18 protein-coding genes and 2 tRNA genes are annotated in these 21562 nt (G+C 63.4%); 10 read left to right on the top strand and 10 right to left on the bottom strand.

Annotation, left to right across the window (positions count from 1 at the left end; all coding sequences use genetic code 11):
- Positions 1-14: 14 nt before the first annotated feature.
- The 8 genes from QKE30_RS02060 to QKE30_RS02025 all read right to left on the bottom strand — a co-directional run bounded on the left by QKE30_RS02060 (position 15) and on the right by QKE30_RS02025 (position 7007).
- Positions 15-1178: an acyl-CoA dehydrogenase family protein gene (locus QKE30_RS02060; RefSeq protein WP_347933976.1), complete on the bottom strand. Its 1164-nt coding sequence runs from the start codon at positions 1176-1178 to the stop codon at positions 15-17.
- A 140-nt stretch (positions 1179-1318) separates the two neighbouring features.
- A tRNA-Leu gene (locus QKE30_RS02055) sits at positions 1319-1392 on the bottom strand.
- Entirely contained in the window at positions 1383-2378 is a 996-nt protein-coding gene (locus QKE30_RS02050) for a Ppx/GppA phosphatase family protein (protein WP_347933975.1), read from the bottom strand. The genes QKE30_RS02055 and QKE30_RS02050 overlap by 10 nt, the downstream gene beginning before the upstream one ends.
- A 65-nt stretch (positions 2379-2443) precedes the next feature.
- Complete coding sequence (locus tag QKE30_RS02045; RefSeq protein ID WP_347933974.1) at positions 2444-3010, bottom strand: DUF501 domain-containing protein; 567 nt, start codon at positions 3008-3010, stop codon at positions 2444-2446.
- A gap of 47 nt (positions 3011-3057) precedes the next feature.
- Entirely contained in the window at positions 3058-3795 is a 738-nt protein-coding gene (locus QKE30_RS02040) for a septum formation initiator family protein (protein ID WP_347933973.1), read from the bottom strand.
- Positions 3796-3904: 109 nt separating this feature from the next.
- Positions 3905-5182, bottom strand: a complete 1278-nt coding sequence (eno, locus tag QKE30_RS02035) for a phosphopyruvate hydratase (protein ID WP_034985815.1) — start codon at positions 5180-5182, stop codon at positions 3905-3907.
- A 214-nt stretch (positions 5183-5396) separates the two neighbouring features.
- The gene (locus QKE30_RS02030; protein WP_347933972.1) at positions 5397-6266 is read right to left on the bottom strand and encodes a lytic murein transglycosylase; all 870 of its coding nucleotides are present in this window, start codon (positions 6264-6266) and stop codon (positions 5397-5399) included.
- A 24-nt stretch (positions 6267-6290) separates the two neighbouring features.
- The gene (locus tag QKE30_RS02025) at positions 6291-7007 is read right to left on the bottom strand and encodes a metal-dependent transcriptional regulator (RefSeq protein WP_297666208.1); all 717 of its coding nucleotides are present in this window, start codon (positions 7005-7007) and stop codon (positions 6291-6293) included.
- A 124-nt stretch (positions 7008-7131) separates the two neighbouring features.
- Between QKE30_RS02025 and QKE30_RS02020 the strand changes: the two genes are divergently transcribed.
- The 3 genes from QKE30_RS02020 to QKE30_RS02010 are packed head-to-tail and all read left to right on the top strand — an operon-like array spanning position 7132 to position 9743.
- Positions 7132-8040 carry a zinc ABC transporter substrate-binding protein gene (locus QKE30_RS02020; RefSeq protein WP_347933971.1) on the top strand — a complete coding sequence of 303 codons (909 nt, stop codon included), beginning with the start codon at positions 7132-7134 and terminating at the stop codon, positions 8038-8040.
- 3 nt (positions 8041-8043) lie between these two features.
- Positions 8044-8886, top strand: a complete 843-nt coding sequence (locus QKE30_RS02015) for a metal ABC transporter ATP-binding protein (protein WP_051876242.1) — start codon at positions 8044-8046, stop codon at positions 8884-8886.
- The gene (locus QKE30_RS02010; protein ID WP_239201707.1) at positions 8886-9743 is read left to right on the top strand and encodes a metal ABC transporter permease; all 858 of its coding nucleotides are present in this window, start codon (positions 8886-8888) and stop codon (positions 9741-9743) included. The genes QKE30_RS02015 and QKE30_RS02010 overlap by 1 nt, the downstream gene beginning before the upstream one ends.
- On the opposite strand, the gene QKE30_RS02005 is transcribed toward QKE30_RS02010, so the two are convergent.
- Positions 9740-11047: a MazG nucleotide pyrophosphohydrolase domain-containing protein gene (locus QKE30_RS02005; protein WP_347933970.1), complete on the bottom strand. Its 1308-nt coding sequence runs from the start codon at positions 11045-11047 to the stop codon at positions 9740-9742. The two genes, QKE30_RS02010 and QKE30_RS02005, sit on opposite strands and share 4 nt — an antisense overlap.
- Positions 11048-11072: 25 nt before the next feature.
- Complete coding sequence (gene mfd, locus QKE30_RS02000) at positions 11073-14840, bottom strand: transcription-repair coupling factor (RefSeq protein ID WP_347933969.1); 3768 nt, start codon at positions 14838-14840, stop codon at positions 11073-11075.
- 90 nt (positions 14841-14930) lie between these two features.
- Here mfd and QKE30_RS01995 point away from each other — a divergent pair.
- From QKE30_RS01995 to pth (QKE30_RS01965), 7 genes are all read left to right on the top strand, one after another.
- A tRNA-Gln gene (locus QKE30_RS01995) sits at positions 14931-15002 on the top strand.
- Positions 15003-15032: 30 nt separating this feature from the next.
- Entirely contained in the window at positions 15033-16415 is a 1383-nt protein-coding gene (locus tag QKE30_RS01990) for an MFS transporter (protein WP_347933968.1), read from the top strand.
- 142 nt (positions 16416-16557) lie between these two features.
- Positions 16558-18033 carry a bifunctional UDP-N-acetylglucosamine diphosphorylase/glucosamine-1-phosphate N-acetyltransferase GlmU gene (gene glmU, locus QKE30_RS01985; RefSeq protein ID WP_347934073.1) on the top strand — a complete coding sequence of 492 codons (1476 nt, stop codon included), beginning with the start codon at positions 16558-16560 and terminating at the stop codon, positions 18031-18033.
- 110 nt (positions 18034-18143) lie between these two features.
- Positions 18144-19115, top strand: coding sequence for a ribose-phosphate diphosphokinase (locus tag QKE30_RS01980; RefSeq protein ID WP_005293382.1), 972 nt, complete (start codon positions 18144-18146; stop codon positions 19113-19115).
- A 279-nt stretch (positions 19116-19394) separates the two neighbouring features.
- Complete coding sequence (locus tag QKE30_RS01975) at positions 19395-20039, top strand: 50S ribosomal protein L25/general stress protein Ctc (RefSeq protein ID WP_347933967.1); 645 nt, start codon at positions 19395-19397, stop codon at positions 20037-20039.
- Positions 20040-20199: 160 nt separating this feature from the next.
- On the top strand, positions 20200-20781 hold the full coding sequence (gene pth / locus QKE30_RS01970) for an aminoacyl-tRNA hydrolase (RefSeq protein ID WP_347933966.1): 582 nt from the start codon (positions 20200-20202) through the stop codon (positions 20779-20781).
- On the top strand, positions 20781-21506 hold the full coding sequence (gene pth / locus QKE30_RS01965) for an aminoacyl-tRNA hydrolase (protein WP_347933965.1): 726 nt from the start codon (positions 20781-20783) through the stop codon (positions 21504-21506). The genes pth (QKE30_RS01970) and pth (QKE30_RS01965) overlap by 1 nt, the downstream gene beginning before the upstream one ends.
- The last annotated feature ends 56 nt before the right edge of the window (positions 21507-21562 follow it).

Genomic DNA, 21562 nt, shown 5'->3' with positions numbered 1-21562 from the left:
CTGGCCCAGTCTCGCTAGTCCTGCTTAAACTCGCGGGCGATCAGCAGCTTCATGATCTCGTTCGTGCCGCCGTAGATGCGCTGCACGCGAGCATCCGTGTACATGCGGGAGATCGGGTACTCGCGCATGAAGCCGTAGCCGCCGAATAGCTGCAGGCAGCGGTCTGCCACGGAGCTCTGCAGGTCGGAGGCCAGGTACTTCGCGGCCGAGGCCTGCGCGGGCGTCAGCTTGCCCTCAATGTGTAGCGCCGTGCAGTGGTCGGTCAGAGTCTTCGCCGCCAGCGTCTCACTCGCGCACTCGGCCAGAACGAACTGGGTGTTTTGGAATCCCAGGATCGGGCGGCCGAACGCCTCACGGTCGTTGACGTAGCGGATGGTTTCGCGCACGGCGCCCTCGCAAGCGGATGAACCGGCGATGGCCAGGATCAAGCGCTCCTGCGGCAGCTGCTGCATCAGCTGCAGGAAGCCCATACCTTCCTTGCCTCCCAGCAGGTTATCGGCGGGCACTCGCATGTCGGTGAAGAAGAGCTCGCGGGTGTCTTGACCACGCTGGCCGATCTTGTCCAGCACGCGGCCACGCTCGAAGCCCTCGAGGTTCTTGGTTTCGGCGACGATCAGGGACAGTCCCCTGCCGCCCGGCTGGTCATTGGTTCGGGCGACAATCACCACAACGTCGCAGTGCGTGCCGTTAGTGATGAAGGTCTTCGAGCCGTTGATTACCCACTCGTCGCCATCCAGCTCCGCGCGGGTCTTGATGGCCTGCAGGTCGGAACCGGTGCCGGGTTCGGTCATGGCGATAGCGCCGACCAGCTCACCGCTGGCCATTCCCGGCAGCCAGCGCTTACGCTGCTCCTCCGTGCCGAGTTGGTAGATGTAGTGGGCGACGATCACGGAGTGCACACCGTTGTGCCAGGCGGAGTCGCCAGCCAGGGCGAGCTCCTGCTGGATCACGGCCTCGTGGGCAAAGGTGCCGCCACCCCCGCCGTACTCCTCGGGGATGGAGGCGCACAGCAGGCCAGCATCGCCGGCCTTGTTCCAGAACTCGCGCTCGACCTGGTGGTTTTCTTCCCACTTCAGCTCGTTGGGAGTCACCTCCCTGGCGATGAACTCGCGGGCGTGCAGGCGTAGGGCGTCAGTTTCCTCGGTTTCCCAAGGTGCGCGGTAGTTATCCAGAATCATGTCGATGGCTCCCTCAAAAGTGAATTGAAACGCCGGCATGTGATTTTGCCAGCGAAATACTTTCTCGGGAGTAACGCTACAACAGTGTGATCGTGAGCTGGCTCACTTTCGAGAAGAAGTTCTAAAAGAAAAACAAAAAGTCCCCCCAGTCGGACTCGAACCGACACTGAACGGATTTTAAGTCCGCTGCCTCTGCCAATTGGGCTATAGGGGGCGTGCCATGACCTCAGCCAGCATCCCGTCCAATATATCCTTCTCGCTGACCGTGATCTCACTAAGCCCCCAATCAAGGAACTGGCTCGTGAAGGCGTCCACCACGATAGAACCGCCACCGATCACATCCGCGCGGCCCGGGTGCATAGGCCCGTACTCGCAGCGCTGGGGTGGCGTCAATCCCAAAAGATTGCGCGCCGTGGCGCGGAAGTCCTCCAGCGACAGGGTGGCCATGTGGATAGCCCGCGAGTCGTACTCGGAAAGCCCCAGGGTAATGGCGGCGAGGGTAGTCATCGTGCCCGCCACACCCACGACCTGATCCACGTCGCGCAGATCCACGTTAGAACGCACCTGCTCCATCAGCTCCCCAACAAAGGCGCGAGCCTCGGCGACCTGCTGCTCCGCCGGTGGCTGGTCGTGTAGGAATCGCTCTGTCAGGCGCACGCAGCCCATGTCTGCCGAGAAAGCCTGCGTCTCGCGCCCCGGGCCGTGCACGACGAACTCTGTGGAGCCGCCACCCAGGTCGATGACGCACACGGTACGGTCCTGCGCATCCGGCAGATCCGTGATGGCTCCGCGGAAGCTCAGCTCCGCCTCCTGCTCGCCGGAGATCACCTGCGCCACCGCCCCTTCGAGCACGCGACCCAGGTGCCGGCGGGTGATGTCGAAGAACTCCTCGCGGTTCGCCGCATCGCGCGTGGCGGAGGTCGCCCCCATCATCACGTCCACCACGCCGTACTCAACCATGCGATCGGCGTAGATCTGCAAGGCCTCGTCCACGCGCTGCAGGGCCTCGTCGGCGAAGCGTCCCGTGGCATCCACGCCCTGGCCCAGGCGCACGATGATGTTATCCCTGTTGAGCTCGTTAATCTGCCCGTCCGGTGTCCGCTCGCTGATCAGCAGGCGGATGGAATTCGTACCGCAGTCGATGGCGGCGAAGCGGGGGTTTGGGGACTCGTTTGGGCGCTGGTTCTGGGCGGTACTCATGGTACCCAGGCTACCCCGCGACAGCCCTGGGGTTACGCTGCGGTCACTCTGCGGCAGCCTTGCGACTACTCCGCGATGCTCGCGGCATCCATGGACGTACCCAGCGAGGCCGACGTCGGCCAGCCCGCTGGCAGCGCCGTGCCCTTTAGCTTCGGATTGTTCTCGATGGCCAACGCGACGGCCTCGGTGCCCAGGCGCACCCGCTGTGGCCCCTCCGCCAGCGCATAGGCAATCAGCACGTGCAGGCACTTCACGCGGTCGGGCATGCCGCCACCGGAAAAGTCCGTGCCCAGATCCTCCATCTTGTTGCGCTCGGCCAGGTAGTGCTCGTGCGCGGCCTGGTAATCGGCAGCCAGATCTTCGTCTTCGGGCAGCCGAGCCTGCATCGTCTTCATCACACCTGCAACCTCTAGGCGGGAGGCTTCGGCGGTCAGGCGCGGGTCCGTCAGGTAGTACAGCGTGGGGAACGGTGTGCCATCCGGTAGCTTCGGCTGGGTCTTCACCACTGCGGGAACCCCATCCGGCGTGTAGTAGCTGACCTCGACCACACCGCGAAGCGGGCGACCGAGCTGCTGGCGCATTATCTCCAGGTCGTCTTCGGTTGGCGGGCCGGGCTGGCGTTGGTTGGTCATGGGATCCCTCAGTTCCTCTGTTGGAGTTGTCGCTCTAGTTTGGTGCTCTAGTTAGCCGGTGCTGGTGCTGGCGCCTGTTCTGGCGCTGCGGGCTGCCCCTCGGACGCGGGCGCTGCGGGCTGTTCCTGCTCCGGCTTCTCCTCCGGCACCGTCGGCAGTTTGTGGTCTTCGGTCGCCGGATCGTCTTCCTTGAGCTCTTCCTCCGGCGTGGAGATCGCATCCCACAGCTGGGCGTACCAGTCGCGGTTGCCGTCACCCTCACCCTGGGACTCTTCGTCCGTTTCGGTGCCTAGCTCGTCGGCGTGGATCTTCGGGGAGATGATGCGGAATGCCGACTCCCCCGGCTCAATCAACCCCAGTCGCGTGCGCGCCTGTTCCTTGATGAAGTCCTCGTCGCGGTAGCGGTTGAGCTCGCTGGTGAGCTCCGCTTTCTCTTTCTCCTGCGCCTCGATCTTCTGGTTCAGCTGCGCCAGCTCGGCGCGTTGCTCGAAGTAGTTACGCAGCGGGTTGGCTATGGAAACTGCCAGGAAAATCACCAACACCAGCGTCACGAGCCACGTGGTGGGGCTCATGTTCTTGGGCACTTCTACAAAGGAGCGCGCCATGCGTTTCGGCGCGGTTTGCGCGCGGGCTCGGCGCCTTTCGCGCCTCTCGATCGACCGTGCTCGGGGCAGGTGGGCGGACTCGGGGCGGCTGTTTTCTGGCCCCTCTTGTTCGGACGCCACGTCTGCGCGCGGCTGATCCTCCGGCTCCTTGTCCGGTTCGCCCTTGGTCGATTTGCTCATGGTCTACAGAGTCTAGCGAAGCGAGACTGAAATGCGAGTAGCCCACGGCCATCGGCTGGATGGCTGTGGCTACCTGATTGCCTTGCGCCCCCTGAGGGGCGCCTAGCGCTTACTTGGTGAAGCGCGGGAAGGCGGAGCGGCCAGCGTAGACGGCTGCGTCGCCCAGGATCTCCTCGATGCGCAGCAGCTGGTTGTACTTAGCAACGCGCTCGGAGCGAGCCGGAGCACCGGTCTTGATCTGGCCACAGTTCAGGGCGACGGCCAGGTCGGCGATGGTGGTGTCCTCGGTCTCACCGGAGCGGTGGGACATCATGCTGCGGTAGCCGTTGCGGTGTGCCAGCTCGACAGCGTCGAAGGTCTCGGTGAGGGTACCGATCTGGTTCACCTTCACCAGCAGCGCGTTGGCTGCCTTCTCCTCGATGCCCTTGGCCAGGCGCTGCGGGTTGGTGACGAAGAAGTCATCGCCGACCAGCTGAACCTTGTCGCCGATCTTGGCGGTCAGGGCGGTGTAGCCCTCCCAGTCGTCCTCCTGCAGCGGGTCCTCGATGGAGACGATCGGGTACTCCTCGATCAGATCCTCGTAGACCTTCGCCATCTCCTCGGCGGTGTGCTCGCCGCCCTCGAAGTGGTACTTGCCGTCCTTGAAGAACTCGGAGGAGGCAACGTCCAGCGCCAGTGCGACGTCCTCGCCGACCTTGAAGCCGGCCTTTTCGATGGCCTCGACGATCAGATCCAGGGCTGCCTTGGTGGAGTCCACAGACGGGGCGAAGCCGCCCTCGTCGCCCAGGCCGGTGGATAGGCCCTTGTCCTTAATGACCTTCTTCAGGGTGTGGTAGACCTCGGCGCCAACGCGCAGTGCCTCGGAGAAGGTCTCTGCGCCGATCGGGGCGATCATGAACTCCTGGACGTCCACGCCGGAGTCGGCGTGTGCGCCACCGTTGAGGATGTTCATCATCGGTACCGGCAGCACGTGGGCGTTCGGGCCACCGACGTAGCGGAACAGCGGCAGGTCGGCGGACTCTGCAGCGGCACGGGCAACAGCCATGGAAACACCCAGGATGGCGTTGGCGCCCAGCTTGGACTTGTTCTCGGTGCCGTCCAGGTCGCGCATCAGCTGGTCGATCAGGCGCTGATCGTCTGCTTCCACGCCCATCAGTTCTTCGTCAATGTCCTCGATAACGTTCTTGACGGCTTTGAGCACGCCCTTGCCCTGGTAGCGCTCGCCACCATCACGCAGCTCGTGTGCCTCGTGCACACCGGTGGAAGCGCCGGAGGGAACGGCTGCGCGGCCGAAAGAGCCGTCGTCCAGAAGTACGTCTACCTCGACGGTCGGGTTACCGCGGGAATCGATGATTTCACGGGCGTCAATGTTGAGGATCAGGGCCATGTGTCTGCCTCCTTGGCATGTGGCATTGAGGTGCCAAACTGTTGATTATCTGTTCTTGGGTTAACAGCTAACAAAGGTCTCCACCGCAGCGCTGGGCAGCCCACGGGTGGCACCGAGCACAGCGGTCTACTTCCATTGTGGCACCGCCAGAAATTTTTCGCCGTCACGGGCGCAAAACCTGGCCAAAACCACCCCTCCCTAAAGGGGGATTGGCTTACTGCGGCGACTGGCCGATCGCGTAGTTCGCCGCTGCGTCGCGTACCTGCATGACGTATTCGTTGGAGAGGTTGTAGCCCTTGATCGCGCTCTTCCAGCCGCTTTCGGTGCCGAGGTCGCGTCCCTCGTTGCACAGCAGCTTTGCCGCGGTGGCGGCAGCATCATAGACGCTTTGCGGATTCTTCTTGCCATCGCCGTCCGCGTCCACCCCGTAGATCTTCCAGGATTCGGGGATGAACTGCATCGGCCCCAGCGCTCGGTCGTACTCGCGGTCGCCGTCCAGGCGCCCGTCGTCGGTGTCCTCCACCTTGGCGAACTCGCGGCCGTTGAGCTGCGGGCCGATGATGTCGGGCTCGGCGATGCCGTCGTCGTTGAGTTTGGACGCCCCGAAGCGCTGGCCGTCATAAGTCCCGTGGCGGGTCTCTACGTAACCGAGCCCGGCCAGCGTATTCCAGGACAGATTGCAGTCGGGGGTTTCCTTCCGGGCGAAGCCTTCGGCCTTTCCGTAGGCCATGAGAGCCTGCAGAGGGATATGCAGTTCCTCGGACTTCGGCTTAGCCCAGTCCAAAGCCTGCTGGTATGCGCGGTCGCTGTCTTGCGGGTCGAAGTCCGGCGCCGGACTCGCGGCCTTCGGTGGAATATCGGTGGGCACCGGCAGGCGGTCGGATTCAGAGCCGTGGTCACTAGTGACGAACCCTGCCACCAGGTAGCCGACCAGGGCGATGATACCCAGCAGCGCGATGACCACTACGAAGAATCCGCAACCGCCCAGCAGCCCCCGGTTCGGGCGGCTTCCGGCTGCGTCGTCATCCCACACAGAATCGTTTGGTTCGATCCTCTGCGGGCGGCGATAGTGGTTCGACGCCATGGATGTCCTTCCTGCTTCTTTTTCTTAGGCCTTCTTGGGCTTCTCAGTGTGACCGCTCTGCGAATTCTTATCGGCTGCACTTACCAACACTGCGCTTAGGCTACTAGCCGGAAGTTGAACCCGTGTTTCCGACTCGGTGATGTGCAGCTCCGCCATATCTGCAAACACACGTTCACCGACGGTGATGTGCACCCCGGGGAGTACGCCGTGCTCGGTGAGATAACGCACCAGGGCAGCATCCCTGTCGCTGATGCGATCCACGATGAGCTGCTCGCCCGTGTGGGCGTCCGAAAGAAGGAAAGCCGAGCTCGCAGGAATGTGTCCCCCCTCGTCGGGAATAGGGTCCCCGTGCGGGTCACGGGTGGGATTGTTCAGCAGGCTGGCGATGCGATCGACGAAGGTGTCGGAAACCGCGTGCTCCAAAACCTCGGCCTCGTCGTGCACTTCGTCCAGGCCATAGCCCAGGTGGTTGCACAAAAAAGTCTCGATCAGGCGGTGACGGCGAACCATGGCCAGGGCAATCTTGCGGCCCGCTTCGCTGAGCTCGATGTCGCCATAAGGGGCGTGGTCGACGAGCCCCTGGGCGGCGAGGCGTTTGATCGCCTCGGAGGCCGTGGAAGGGCGCTGGTCCATGTGACTGGCCAAGACAGAGAGGGAAACTCCACCCCCGGACCACTCCTGCAGATCGAAGATCTTTTTCAGGTAGTCCTGGGACCTCTCGGGAAGGTCTGTGACGTGCATGCCGACCAGTGTACGGGGGTGACGGGGGTTTCAAGAACTCACTGGCCTGGTTTAGACTTCACTATATTGTTCAATGCGTTGAACATTGCACCCCTCAAGGAACGGAAAGTTTATTATCTCGCGAATGAAAAACGGCAAGAAACTGATAGCAACCCTGTTCACCATCACCCTCGCCAACGCGGGCGCCACCGCCTGTAGCGATACAAAACACCATGAAAAAGCCGAGGTCATGACCACTTTCACCATTCTGGAAGACATCACCTCCAACATCGCGGGCGATACCCTCACCGTGCGCTCGCTGACCCAACCCGGCGCAGAAGTCCACGGCTACGACCCCACTCCCAGCGACATTGCCGCTGCCTCCGACGCGGAGCTCATCATCAACAACGGCCTCGGGCTGGAACACTGGCTGGACAAGCTGACCGCAGACAGCTCCGCCCAGCGCACCACTGCCAGCGACGGCGTGAAGCCCATCAACATCAAGGGCACCGATCAGCCCAACCCACACGCCTGGATGAGCCCCACCCTCGCCAAAACCTATGTGGACAACATCGTCCAGGCCTTGAGCGACCTGCGTCCGGAAAACGCAAAGACCTACGAGGACAACGGCAAGAAGTACAAAGACAAGCTCGACGACGTGCAGACCGAGCTCCAGGACGGCCTGAAATCCCTGCCCCGCCACCAGCGGACACTGATGAGCTGTGAGGGTGCCTTCAGCTACCTCACCCACGATGCCGGCATGAAGGAGGGCTACATCTGGCCCGTCAACACCGAGGGCGAGATCACCTCTCAGCAGATCACCCAGGCGTCCGACTTTGTCCGTGACAACGACGTTCCCGCCGTCTTCTGCGAATCCACCGTCGAGCCCGGCCCCAAGGAGCAGCTGATGCGAGATACGGGTGCCCGCGACGGCGGCACGCTGTATGTCGACTCGCTATCTGAGGCCGACGGCCCCGTGCCGACCTACCTCGACCTTCTTTCTTATGACGCCCACACCATCGTCAACGGACTGACCGGCAAGGATGCGAAGTAACTAATGAACTCTCCACGCTCTTCCACCTCCCCCGCTTTGATCGTCGATGATTTGCACGTGAGCTACGGCGCCGTCAATGCCCTGACCGGCGTGAGCCTCAGCCTGAATTTCGGCCAGATCACCGCGCTCATCGGCATGAACGGTGCGGGCAAGTCCACGCTATTCAAGGCCATCATGGGGTTGGAGCGCCCAACCTCTGGGCGCATTGTGGTCAACACCGGCGAGAACTCGGCCATGGGGTTGCGCGGCGCGGTGGCCTACGTACCCCAGCACGACCAGGTGGACTGGCACTTCCCCATCAGTGTGCGCGAGATCGTCGCCAGCGGGCGGCGCCGGGCACGCTCGAAGGCAGGGTTCCTGCCCGAGAGCTCGTGGTTGTGGGGGCTGAGAAGGTGGCGTCAAGAAAAGAAGAACAACGACCGCATCGTCGATAAAGCGCTACAGCAGACCGGACTGACGAACCTGCAGGATCGCCCCGTCGGCGCCCTATCCGGCGGACAGCGCAAGCGCGTGTTCGTAGCGCGTGGCATTGCACAAGAAGCGAAGATCATGCTGCTAGACGAGCCTTTCGCTGGCGTGGATACGCAGTCACAGTCGCAGATCACCGCTCTGCTACACGAGCTGGCTGAGGCCGGGACGGCGCTGCTGATCTCCACTCACGACCTGGATCGGCTGCCGGAGCTGTGCGACAACGTAGCGATGCTCAATCGCCGGATCGTCGCCGAGGGCGCATTGGACGAAGTGCTGACGGCGGAGAACCTCACCCGCACGTTTAGCCTCGACGCTTCGACCGCAATCGCAGGGGCCGATGGATCCACGGGAACTAAAGGAAAGGCGGCGCTGTAATGAGCACGCTCGCAAGCATTTTCGACCCAATCCTGCTCCCCTTGAGCTACAGCTTCGTACAGCGGGCGGTGCTCGCCGCCAGCGTGATGGCCGTGGTCGCGGGGCTGCTGAGCTGCTGGCTGATCCTGGTGGGCTGGTCGCTACTCGGCGATGCGGTCTCGCACGCTGTACTGCCTGGCGTGGTTCTGGCCTACATCTTTGGCGCGCCCTTCGCCGTCGGCGCGATGATCGCCGCCCTCATTGCCGTGGGCTTGGTGGGCTCGGTCAAGGAAAGAACTACGCTGCGGGAGGACACCTCCATCGGCATCATCTTCACTACCTTCTTCGCCCTCGGCCTGGTGCTGCTCTCTATCACCCCCAGCGGTACACACCTGCAGGAGATCCTGTTCGGCAACCTGCTGGGCATCACGCAGTCCGCGCTGTGGCAGATCCTGGCCATTGGCGGCATCGCGTTTGTGGTGCTGCTGGCGAATGCACGCACGTTTACTCTGTGGGCTTTTGACGCCGAACACTCCAGAACCATGGGCTTCAACACGAAGGCCATACGGTGGGTACTGCTGGCGTGCCTGGCGTGCGTGGTGGTGGCCAGCGCCCAGGCCGTCGGCGTGATCTTGGTGGTAGCAATGCTGATAACCCCCGGCGCGACGGCCTACCTGTGGACGCGCCGCTTCCGCCGCATGCTGCTGATCGCCCCGCTGGTGGCCTGGGTGAGCTGTGTGGCGGGCATCCTGTTGAGCTTCAACCTGAATGTCTCCACCGGCGGCACGATTGTGCTGGTGCAGTCGGGAATCTTCTGCCTGACGTACCTCTTTGCCCCGCGTGAGGGGCTGATGCGGGCGCTGCTGGCACGTCGCTAGCTGCCCTGCTGCTGGCTCCCTGGCTGCTGGGGGTTGGGATGCTGAGGCTCGTGCTGTTGGGACTGCAGCTTCTCGCGGAACGCCGCAACAGCATCGTGCAGGCGGCGCTCTGCCTCACCGGGGCTATCTAGCTCCAGGCCAACCATCGGGTAGCGGATGTCGGTCGGGATGTCCTTATCCGGGATTCCCCGCTCCCGCGCCTCGGCGATGACGGCCTCCGCTGCGGTCAGGGCGCTGGTGCCGGTCGAGCCGACAGCTGTGCCAACAGAGTCGGCGGGAACTGCCGAACCTGCCGTTTCAGCGGGCGCTTGGACGGCCGGAAACTGTTCCGCGTGCGGCTCCTGGCGGGGCTGTGCAGGCTCAGCCTGCTTCTCGGCCGCCTTCCGCTCAGCTTCCTTCTTGGCCTCGCTGTAGCGCAGGTACTCCTCACCGAAACTGCGAATTCGCTGAGCTTCCTCTTCCTTCTTGCCCTCCTCCCATAGGCGATCCTGCTCCTGGCGCGGAACCTGACGCTCGATCTCCTCAAACAGGTAGGGGGCGCGGGCGCGCAGCTTCGCAGAAAACGCCCCGGCCACGTGGCCAATGTCGAAGGCGCCACGGCGGTTGGCGATCTCTGCGTGGAAAAGCACCTGCAGCAACACGTCCGACAGCTCGGAGCACAGATCCTGCTCGATCCACTCTGGACGCGCAGCAGCCTCACCCTCGCCCTCAGGCTTCCAGCTCTCCATCAAGTCGATGGTGCGGGCCAGTTCCTCGGTTTCCTCCCGCAGGAACTTCACCAGGCTGGTGTGGGTCATGGACTGCTCCCACTCCCCCTGGCGCAGGGCACGCGCCATCAGCGCCACCGCGTCCTCGATCTCATCCATCACGGAAGCCGGCACCTCGGTGCGCGTCGTGCGGCGCAGGCCGGCCACGGCCGCAGTGTGCTCGTCGGTCCCGACGATCTCGCCGTCCACCACGCCATCGCCCGAGTGGGTGATCTCGGCTGCGTCTTCCCCGTCGGTGGCGTCACTAACAGAAGAGCGACCGGTCTCCAGCTCGCGGGCGGGCTCCATGTGCACCTTGAGGCTCGGCGCGGTGATGAGCTCCTCACCAGCCTCGATGCGGGTAACGACAGCTTCGTTTTCCAGATCCGTCGTGACGATAATGTCGGACTCATCGACCGTGTGGCCGCCCAGGTCCGCGATAACCCAGCGGACGCGGATGGGCACCTCCTCCGTGTAGCACACATCTCCACGGAGCAGATCGACGGCCTCCACGGGAATCATCGCGGGGAAACGGGGATCTAGTAATACGACTGACATGGCGGTTATTCTAGCGCGTCGGTGTTTAGGACGTGCCCTTATCCTTGCCTGACCCCTTGCCTGACCCCTTGCTTGAGCCCTTACCAGCCCCCTTGCCGGCACCGCCCGCCATGTTGCGAATCGGGATGCCAGCCAACTGCGTCAACGCATCGGCGCACCACTGCACCAGCTCCGTATCGCGCAGCGGAACCGCGCGCATGCCCTGCCCGCGCTTCGGAGCCGGGATCAGCACGATCTTGGTAGTCGCACGGTAGTTCGCCGCCGGGAACAGGCGCTTCAGGCGCACCTGGGTGGAATCCTGCAGCTCGATGGGGCTGAAGCTGATCTTCGAGCCCGTGGCCACCACCTCCGTGACCTGCAGATCGCGGCACAGCAGGCGCAGGCGCGAGAGCACCGCGAGCATCTGGATCTGCTCCGGCGGCTCGCCATAGCGGTCGCGCAGCTCCTCGAACACCTTCTCGATCTGCTCCTCGTCCTGTACCTCGGCGAACTTGCGGTAGGCCTCCAGGCGCAGACGCTCCGAAGCGATGTATTCGGCCGGGATGTGCGCATCCACCGGCAGGTCGATGCGGATCTCCTTCTTTTCCTCCTCCCGGCCGTCGACGGGCTTGCCGTCAGCCATCGCGCGAAACGCCTCCACTGCTTCGCCGACCAGGCGGACATAAAGGTCGAAGCCCACGCCCGCGATGTGGCCGGATTGCTCGGCACCCAAGACGTTGCCCGCACCGCGCATCTCCAGGTCCTTCATGGCCACCGCCATGCCCGCGCCCAGGTCGTTGTTCTGGGCGATGGTTGTCAGCCGGTCGTAGGAGGTCTCGGTCAGCACCTCGCCCTTGGGGTAGAGGAAGTAGGCATAACCGCGCTCGCGGGAACGCCCCACGCGGCCGCGCAGTTGGTGCAGCTGGGATAGACCCATGTGGTGAGCATTTTCCACGATCAAGGTGTTGGCATTCGCAATATCCAGGCCCGTCTCCACGATGGTGGTACACACCAGTACGTCGAACTCGCGATCCCAGAAGCCCTTCACCGTGGTCTCCAGCTGCTCCTCGCTCATCTGGCCGTGTGCAACCACCACGCGAGCCTCCGGTACCAGGCGGCGGATGTCCGCGGCGGTCTGCTCGATGCTGCGGACCTTGTTGTGCACGTAGAACACTTGACCGTCGCGCAGCAGCTCGCGACGGATGGCCGCGGCGACGTGCTTATCCTCCTGCGCACCCACATACGTCAGCACCGGGTGGCGATCCTCCGGCGGGGTGAGGATCGTCGACATCTCGCGGATGCCCGCCATCGACATCTCCAGCGTGCGGGGAATCGGGGTTGCGGACATCGTCAGCACGTCCACGTGGGTGCGCAGCGACTTGATGTGCTCCTTGTGCTCCACGCCGAAGCGTTGCTCCTCGTCCACAATGATCAGCCCCAGATTCTTCCAATGCACGCCCATCTGCAGCAGTCGGTGGGTGCCGATCACGATGTCCACCGTGCCGTCGGCCATGCCATCGATAACCTTCTTGGACTCCGCCGGGGTGGTAAAGCGGGACAGCTCCTTGATGGTGGTGGGAAAATCCTGCATGCGCTCGCTGAACGTGTTGTAATGCTGCTGCGCCAGCAGGGTGGTCGGCACCAGCACGGCCACCTGCTTGCCGGACTGCACGGCCTTGAATGCGGCACGCACCGCTACCTCTGTCTTGCCATAGCCCACATCACCGACGATCACGCGGTCCATCGGCACCGGCTTTTCCATGTCGGCCTTCACAGCCTCGATGGCGTTGTACTGGTCCTCGGTCTCGGTGAACGGGAAGGCATCTTCCATCTCCCGCTGCCAGGGCGTATCCGCGGCGAAGGCGTAGCCCGGCGCGGCCTGGCGGCTGGCGTAGAGCTGCACCAATTCGCCCGCGATCTCGCGCACAGCACCGCGGGCCTTACGCTTGGTGTTCTTCCAATCCGCGCCGCCCATCTTCGACAGCGCGGGCTTCTCCCCGCCGACGTAGCGCGACAGCATATCCAGCTGATCCATCGGCACGTAGAGCTGGTCGCCCGGCCCGCCCCGCTTGCTGGGCGCGTACTCCAGCACCAGGTACTCGCGGCGGGAGGCATCCGGCCCCTTGCCCACGGTGCGTTCCGTCATCTTCACGAACTTGCCGATGCCGTGGGAATCGTGCACCACCAGATCACCCGGCTCCAGTGCCAGTGGGTCCACTCGGTTGCGCTTCTTCGCGGGCTTGCGCTTGCCCGTGGCCTTCGCGTCCACACGGTTGCCGGTCAGATCCGTTTCCGTGAAGAACAGCAGGCTAGGGCGCTTGTCGTCCCTGGCGAAGGGGAACACCAGCCCCTCGTAGGCCACAGCGTGGTAGATGCTCACCTGGTGCGGCGCGGGCTCGTCGGCGGTGGTGTGCTTGGACTTCCTAATCCGCCCCAGGCCACGGCTGCCGCTGAGATCCACGCCGATTGCCTCGGCCGCGATGCCGGCTTCTTGGAAGCGCCGAAGCATGCGGGCCGCCACGGCCGGGGTTGGGGCCGCGAAGGCCACCCTTCCGCCGGATTCGACGCGCTTGCGGATGTCGCTCATCAGCGCACCGATGGCCTCCATCTCGCCGTGCGGTCGGGGCGCCGAGTCGTAGTTGAGTTCCAGAACATCGGAAGTGTCGGCGTCAAAATCGGCCATCCCGAGCGTAGACAACGTCCACCAGGGCCGCCCCAGCTTCTGCTGTACCTTCTGCACCGCGTCGATCGATAGGTAAGCCACGCCCTCCATCGGCGCCGAACCTCCCATCGCCGCAACATCCCAGCCGGCCTCGAGGAACTGCTGGCCGGTTTCGCGCAGGTCGTGAGCACGGCGTTCGACGGCTGCGGGCGCCATCACCAGCGTGTGCGTACCTTCCGGCATAAGCTCCGGCAGCGCCACTAGCTCGGCCGTGTGCAGCGCCGGGATCAGCGATTCCATCCCCTGCACCTGGATCTTCTGGCTGATCTTGTCGAGGATCTCGGCCAATTCCGCGTTGCCGGCGTGCTCTTGGGCAAGGTTTTTTGCTTTGGACGCCACCTCGTCCGTGACAACCAATTCCCGGCACGCATAGACCATCACCTGGTCCGGCTCCACCCCGGGGATGGTCCGCTGGTCGCCGACGCTAAAGGCGCGCACCTCCGTGATCTCGTCGCCCCAGAAGTCCACGCGGACGGGCATTTCCTCGGTCGCGGGGAAGATGTCCACGATGCCGCCGCGGATGGCGAAGTGGCCGCGCTTACCCACCACGTCCACGTGCGTGTAGCCGAGCTCTTGCAGGCGGTGGGTCAGGGAGTCGAAGTCGATCTCCTCGCCCACCTTCAAGCGCACCGGGGTGACCTCGCCCAGGTTCGACTGCACGGGTTGCACCGCCGCGCGGGTCGGAGCTACCACCACCTGCAGGTCCTCGTCTCCCTCGTGCAGGCGGCGCAGTACGCGCATGCGGGTGGAGACTGTCTCCACGGCCGGGGAAAGCTTCTCGTGCGGCAGGGTCTCCCACGACGGGAATAGCTCCACGCGATCCCCGAGCATGTAGCGCAGCACCGTGGTGAGGTCCTGAGCCTGGCGCCCCGTGGCAGTCACCACCAGCAGCGGGGTGCGCTCCGCCAGCGTGCCGACTGCGAAAGGCCACGCGCCCTCGGGGGCCTGCATGTGCAGGGAGCTCTCCCCCAGGTGCGTCATCATCCCACGCAGTTTCCCGTCCTGCGCAGCAGCTTTCAGCAGCCCCGCCAGGCTAGGCGCCGGGTTCGAAGAGCGGTTGGCATTGGCTTTGGGCGTGGCTGTCTGACTCATGGCCAACAGTTTATCCTCCACGCCACACTGCGGTTTATGCGCCCGGTTGGGCGTGCTGTAAAGTGTTCGCTGCACATTAATATGTGCGCTTCTCCCATGGTGTAATTGGCAACACTACGGTTTTTGGTACCGTCATTCTAGGTTCGAGTCCTGGTGGGAGAGCTTTTTCATTTGGAAGAGTGGGGGCGATACATGTCCGGCAAATCCAGCACAGAATCCAGCAAGTTCTGGCACACATTCACCACGAAATTCATCGGCACACCACCCGAGAGCGACCTGAAGCACGTCGAGGAAAACGCAGGCCGCTATTCCCTGGGCTTCGGCACGCAGAACATCGGCGATCAGATCGTTTCCGCTAAGACGGTTCTGCCGTGGTTCCTGTCAGTCGTCGCTGCCCCGGCGTGGGTCATTCCGCTGCTGGTGCCTATCCGTGAGTCCGGTTCGATGCTGCCGCAGGCTCTGTTCCGCCCGTGGCTGCAGACAAAGACCTCGCGGCTAGGTTTCATGCTTGTCGGCACGCTCGGCCAGGCGCTGGCGTGCGCGATCATGGTCGCCGCCGCGCTTCTGACCGACGGGCTGCTGGCCGGGTTGATCATTCTGTTCGCCCTCGCCCTGCTGTCCACTTGCCGCTCTTTGGTTTCGCTGACCAGCAAGGACATCGCCGGGCGCACGGTTCCCAAGGGTTTCCGCGGGCGGCTGACCGGCTTTGCCACCACCTTGTCCGGCGCGGTGGCGATCCTGGTGGGTGTGGCTATTCAGGCCGCCCGCGGCGAGCTCACCCCTACCCTCTTCGCAGTTCTCTTCGCCATCGCCACCGCAGCCTGGCTGGCCAGCGCATGGCTGTTTAAGGGGATCCGTGAGGGCGTCACTAAACAAGAACAAAAAGAGCTACCACAGGGCACGAACTACCTACGCGATGTGTTCGACGACATCGTGGACCTCGTGCGTTCTGACCGCGACTTTAGGCGCTTCGTGCTGGTCCGATCGCTGCTGCTGGCCTCCGCACTGTCGCCGACTTTCCTGGTGACAATGGCGAACCAACAGAGTGTGACGGAGGAATCCTCGCTGGCCAGCGCCATCTTCACGGGCCTGGGGACGTTCGTGATCGCCTCCGGCGTGGCCTCGCTGCTCGCCGGCAGGATCTCCGGCTTACTGTCCGATGTGAGCTCCCGCAACACCCTGTCCGGCGCCGCACTACTGGCGACGATCGTGCTCATCATCACCGTGGCACTGGGTTACGCTTCTTCGCTTAGTGACGCCCATGCGTGGACCACCGCCCTGGTGTGGTGGCTGCCCATCGCGTTCTTCATCATCTCGCTTGCCCACGCCGCGATTAGGGTCGCCCGCTCTACCTACATCGTGGACATGGCAGAGGGCACGCAACGCACCCGCTATGTCTCGGTGGCGAACACCCTGATGGGCGTGTTGCTTCTGATTGTGGGTGCGCTGACCAGTGTGTTGGCACTGGTTTCCCCCGAGGTCGCACTAGCTGCCCTGGCAGTTTTCGGGCTACTCGGCGCCGCGCTGTCGAAGACCCTGCCGGAAGTCTCGGTGGGCAAAAACAAGATTTCCTAAACGCCCGCGGGCGCCCCTCCCCGATGCGGTAGCTAAGCGGCGCTATGCTGGTATTCGCTTTTAACCGAAAGTAAGGAATGCCAACAACGTGACTGATGCTGCTCAGAACCCCGAAGCTCAACCAAAGGCCCAAGACAAGCCTGTGGCAGTGATCGTACTGGCCGCAGGGGCGGGCACGCGGATGAAGTCCGCAACCCAAAAGACCCTGCACTCCATCGGCGGGCGCACCCTGCTTTCCCACAGCCTGCACGCTGCCGCTGGCATCGACCCCGCCCGCATCGTGGCTGTTATCGGCCACGGGCGCGAGCAGGTCGGCCCGGCGGTGGAAGAGGTAGCCGAGCAGCTGGGGCGCAGCATCGACACTGCGATCCAGGAGCAGCAGAACGGCACCGGCCACGCCGTGCAGTGCGCAATGGAGGAGCTGGAGGGCTTCGAGGGCACCGTAGTGGTCACCAACGCGGACGTGCCACTGCTGTCTCCGGAGACCCTGCAGGAACTTACTGCCACCCACGACGGCGCCAGCGTGACCGTGCTCTCCGTCAACCAGGACAACCCCACCGGCTACGGTCGAATCCTGCGCACCAACGACGGCATGGTTACCGCCATCGTGGAGGAAAAGGACGCGACGGAAAAGCAGAAGGCAATCACCGAGGTTAACTCCGGCGTGTTCGCCTTCGACACGGCCATCCTGCGCGATGGCCTGGCGCAGTTGAACACGGATAACGCCCAGGGCGAGCTGTACTTGACGGACGTGCTGAGCATCGCCCGCCGGGCGGGTCACCCCGTTCGGGCCCACATTGCCGCCGACGCGGCGGAACTCGCGGGCGTCAACGACCGAGTACAGCTTGCCGCCGCCGGCGCTGAACTCAACCGCCGCACCGTGACCGCCGCGATGCGGGGCGGGGCCACCGTCGTGGACCCGGCGACGACCTGGATCGACGTGGACGTACAGGTCGGCCAGGACGTCACCATCCTGCCGGGAACGCAGCTGCTGGGCACCACCACCATCGGCGATAACGCGCAGATCGGGCCGGATACCACTCTGGAAAACGTCACGGTCGGCGAAGGCGCGCAGGTGGTGCGCACCCACGGGTTCGATTCCACCATCGGCCCGCGCGCCGAGGTAGGCCCCTTCACCTACATCCGCCCCGGCACGGTGCTGGGCGAAGATGGCAAGCTCGGCGGCTTCGTCGAGGCGAAGAAGGCGAACATCGGTCGCGGCTCGAAGGTCCCGCACCTGACCTACGTCGGCGATGCGACGATCGGCGAGTACTCCAACATCGGCGCCTCTAGCGTGTTCGTGAACTACGACGGTGTGAACAAGCACCACACCACCGTAGGTTCCCACGTGCGCACCGGTTCCGATTCGATGTTCATCGCCCCGGTCGTCGTGGGCGATGGTGCCTACTCTGGCGCCGGCACCGTCATCAAGGAAGACGTGCCACCGGGCGCGCTGGTGGTATCCGGCGGCAAGCAGCGCAACGTCGAGGGCTGGGTGGCTAAGAAGCGCCCCGGAACCCCGGCGGCGGAGGCCGGCGAGGCCGCAGCCAAGCGTGTGGCGGAAGGTGGTTCCCCGGCTTCCACACCGCAGGCAGACCAGCAGGCAGACCAGAAGTAGCGCACGCAAGCTACGCTGGTTTTTGTTGATATGTCTGGGCGCGCCCTAAAATAGGGAGCGCCTAGTAAAAGTGAATAGTCCAGCTCTTCGACCGGAAGGTTAAAGCACAAGTGTCCACCACCCACTGGATCGACAATCAAAAGAACCTGATGCTGTTTAGCGGCCGGGCTCATCCGGAATTGGGGGAGGCTGTTGCCCGCGAATTGGGCATCGAGGTCACTCCGACCACCGCCCGCGACTTCGCTAACGGCGAGATCTTCGTCCGCTTCGAAGAGTCCGTCCGCGGTTCCGATGCCTTCGTGCTGCAGTCCCACCCGCAGCCGCTGAATAACTGGCTGATGGAGCAGCTGATCATGATCGATGCACTAAAGCGTGGCTCCGCCAAGCGCATCACCGCGATCCTGCCCTTCTACCCCTACGCCCGCCAGGACAAGAAGCACCGCGGCCGCGAGCCGATCTCCGCCCGCCTGGTTGCCGACCTGCTGAAGACCGCCGGTGCGGACCGCATCGTCTCCGTGGATCTGCACACCGACCAGATCCAGGGCTTCTTCGACGGTCCGGTGGATCACATGCACGCCATGCCGATCCTGACCGACTACGTGAAGGCCAACTACAACCTGGACAACATCTGCGTGGTCTCCCCCGACGCTGGTCGCGTGAAGGTGGCCGAGAAGTGGGCCAACGTGCTGGGCGATGCCCCGCTGGCGTTCATCCACAAGACCCGCGACGTGGACGTGGCCAACAAGGTCACCGCCAACCGCGTGGTCGGTGACGTGAAGGGGCGCACCTGTGTACTGTTGGACGACATGATCGATACCGGTGGAACCATCGCCGGCGCCGTCGGCGTGCTGCGCGAGGCTGGTGCAGGCGACGTGATCATCGCCACCACCCACGGCGTATTCAGCGGTCCGGCGCGCGAGCGTCTGAGCAGCTGTGGCGCCCGCGAGATCATCACCACCGATACTCTGCCGCAGTCCACCGAGGGCTGGGACAACCTGACGGTTCTGCCGATCGCCCCACTGGTGGCCAAGACCATTCACGAGATCTTCGAGAATGGCTCCGTGACCACGCTGTTTGAGTAGTTTTAATCCCCGGTTGGGGGTGTGCTAACATACTTTCGAATCTCGGCGAGGGCTGAATTCCTACATAGAATTTGGCCGTTATCGGCGCGAAAAGCACACTCCCCCTTCTTTTTGTGTGACGTAACCTTTCAAAGCGAGTCCGCTCGTGTGCGGGTGCGTGACCAATGAAACTGTGGGATGCATACACGCCGCGAGATATCGCGGCATTTTTTATGTCCGCGGTAGAAACGCAAGAGCGATTCAGAGCAATCTGAAACACAGAATTTGAAGGAGAAAATCATGGCTGACATTACCCGCCTGAAGGGCGAGCTGCGCACCGAGTTCGGCAAGGGCGCTTCCCGCCGCCTGCGTCGTGACTTCCGCGTTCCAGCTGTTGTCTACGGCAACAAGCTGGACCCGATGCACGTTCACGTGGACATCCTGGAGTTCCAGGCAATCCTGCGTAACGAGGGCGTGAACGCCGTTCTGGAGCTGGAGATCGAGGGCCAGGACCACCTGGTCATGATCAAGGCTGTGGACCAGAACGTGCTGACCCTGGACGTGGACCACGCTGACCTGCTGAACGTTAAGCGCGGCGAGAAGGTTGAGGTTGACGTTCCGGTTATCTTCACCGGTCAGCCTGCTCCGGGCGCCCTGGTCACCCAGGAGGCAGACGTCATCACCATCCTGGCCGACGTTCTGAACATTCCGGAAGAGATCACCGTCGACATCGAGGGCAAGGAAATCGGCGACCAGGTTCTGGCCGGCGACCTGCAGATGCCGGGCAACGCAACCTTGGTCTCCGAGGAAGACACCCTGATCATCAACGTCGTGGAGCCGGAGGAAGAGGAACTGCCGGAGCCGGACGAGGAGGGCGAAGGCGCCGAGGGCGAGGCTGCCGAGGCAGCCGAGGGCGAGTCCGCAGAGGGCGAGTCCGAGGAGTAATCCACTCCCCCCCCACTGGGCCACACCGCGTGCAATTCTCGCACCGGGTGGCCCCTTTTTTTGTTGCTCTGTTTTATTGACGCCCACCCACGGCCGCGGGGGCTGTCCGGGGTGGACAGTACAATGACCGTCAGTGAGCTAGAGAGAGGGCTGGAAGACGGTGGCGTCACCAAACAAGAAACAACACACCAACAGCGATACGTGGCTGATCGTCGGCCTAGGCAACCCCGACGATAGATACGCCAACACCAGGCACAACGTTGGGCGAATGGTGATCGGCGAACTGCTGGATCGGCAAGTACCAGCGGCCAGCCTGAATACCCACAAGAAGACGAACACTGACATCGCCGAGGTGACGATCGCGGGGCGCAAGGTGGTGCTGGCACAGCCGCGGACCTACATGAATGTGTCGGGCGGGCCGGTGCAGCAGCTGGCGGCGTTTTTCAAGATCCCGGCGGGTAACATCATCGTCGCCTACGACGACCTCGAGGGCGATCCGGGGGCGGTTAAGTTGCGGCAGTCCGGTGGCGACAAGGGGCATAACGGGTTGAAGTCCATCACGAAGTCCCTGGGCACGAAGGACTACTGGCGCCTGTCGTGCGGCATTGGGCGGCCACCCGGACGCATGGATCCGGCGGCCTATGTGTTGAAGCCCTTCCCCAAGTCGGAGGCAGCGGATGTGGCTATCATGTGCGCTGACGCAGCCGACGAGGTTGAGCGCACCCTCGGTGTGGGAAACTAGTGGCTGTGTCTTTCCTCCAATCTTTATTTTCCGTTTTCCGCAAGAACTCCGCGTCGCAGGAGCCGGTAGATAAAAGCGCAGGTAAGAAGCCTGCGAAGCGTTCCAAGTTCACCGTCGGGCAGCTGCAAGAGTTCGCCCCTGAATGGATTGTGATCGGACTAGGTAATCCCGGCGCCAAGTACGCGGAAACCCGGCACAACATCGGCTATTGGCCGATTGATCGCCTGGTTGAGCGGTATGAGGCGCAGTGGCTGCCGGTGGAGGGCCAGAAGGCTCATGCGGCGTTGATCACGGTGGAAGAAACCCCCGTGCTGCTACTGCGCTCTACGACGTACATGAATAACTCTGGTGAAGCGGTGGGGCCGCTGGCTTCCGCTTTGAGCCTGCCGGCGGAGCGGGTCATTGTTTGCCACGACGAGCTGGATATCGCCACCGGCCAGGTGCGTATCAAGGATAAAGGCGGCGAGGGTGGCCACAATGGGCTGCGCTCAATGACTGCCGAGCTGGGCACCCAGCATTACGTGCGCGTCCGCATGGGCATCGGCCGCCCGCCTAAGGGCACATCTGTGATTGATTTCGTTTTGAGCCCGTTCGAGGATGCAGACATCGACCCGGAGAGCGGGTGGATGGAAAACACTCTTTCAGATTCGGTGGACTCAGTGACGCTCATCGTGAACAATGGCACAGACATTGCGCGAAACGATATCCACACACGCAAGCACTAATAAATGCTGCGGTGCAGGTAGCGCGCAGTAAGGAGAATACTCGCGGGTTTTCGAGC

This window comes from Corynebacterium sp. c24Ua_83 (assembly GCF_039907245.1).
Taxonomy (GTDB): domain Bacteria; phylum Actinomycetota; class Actinomycetes; order Mycobacteriales; family Mycobacteriaceae; genus Corynebacterium.
This window is presented reverse-complemented; position numbering and strand designations above follow the sequence as displayed.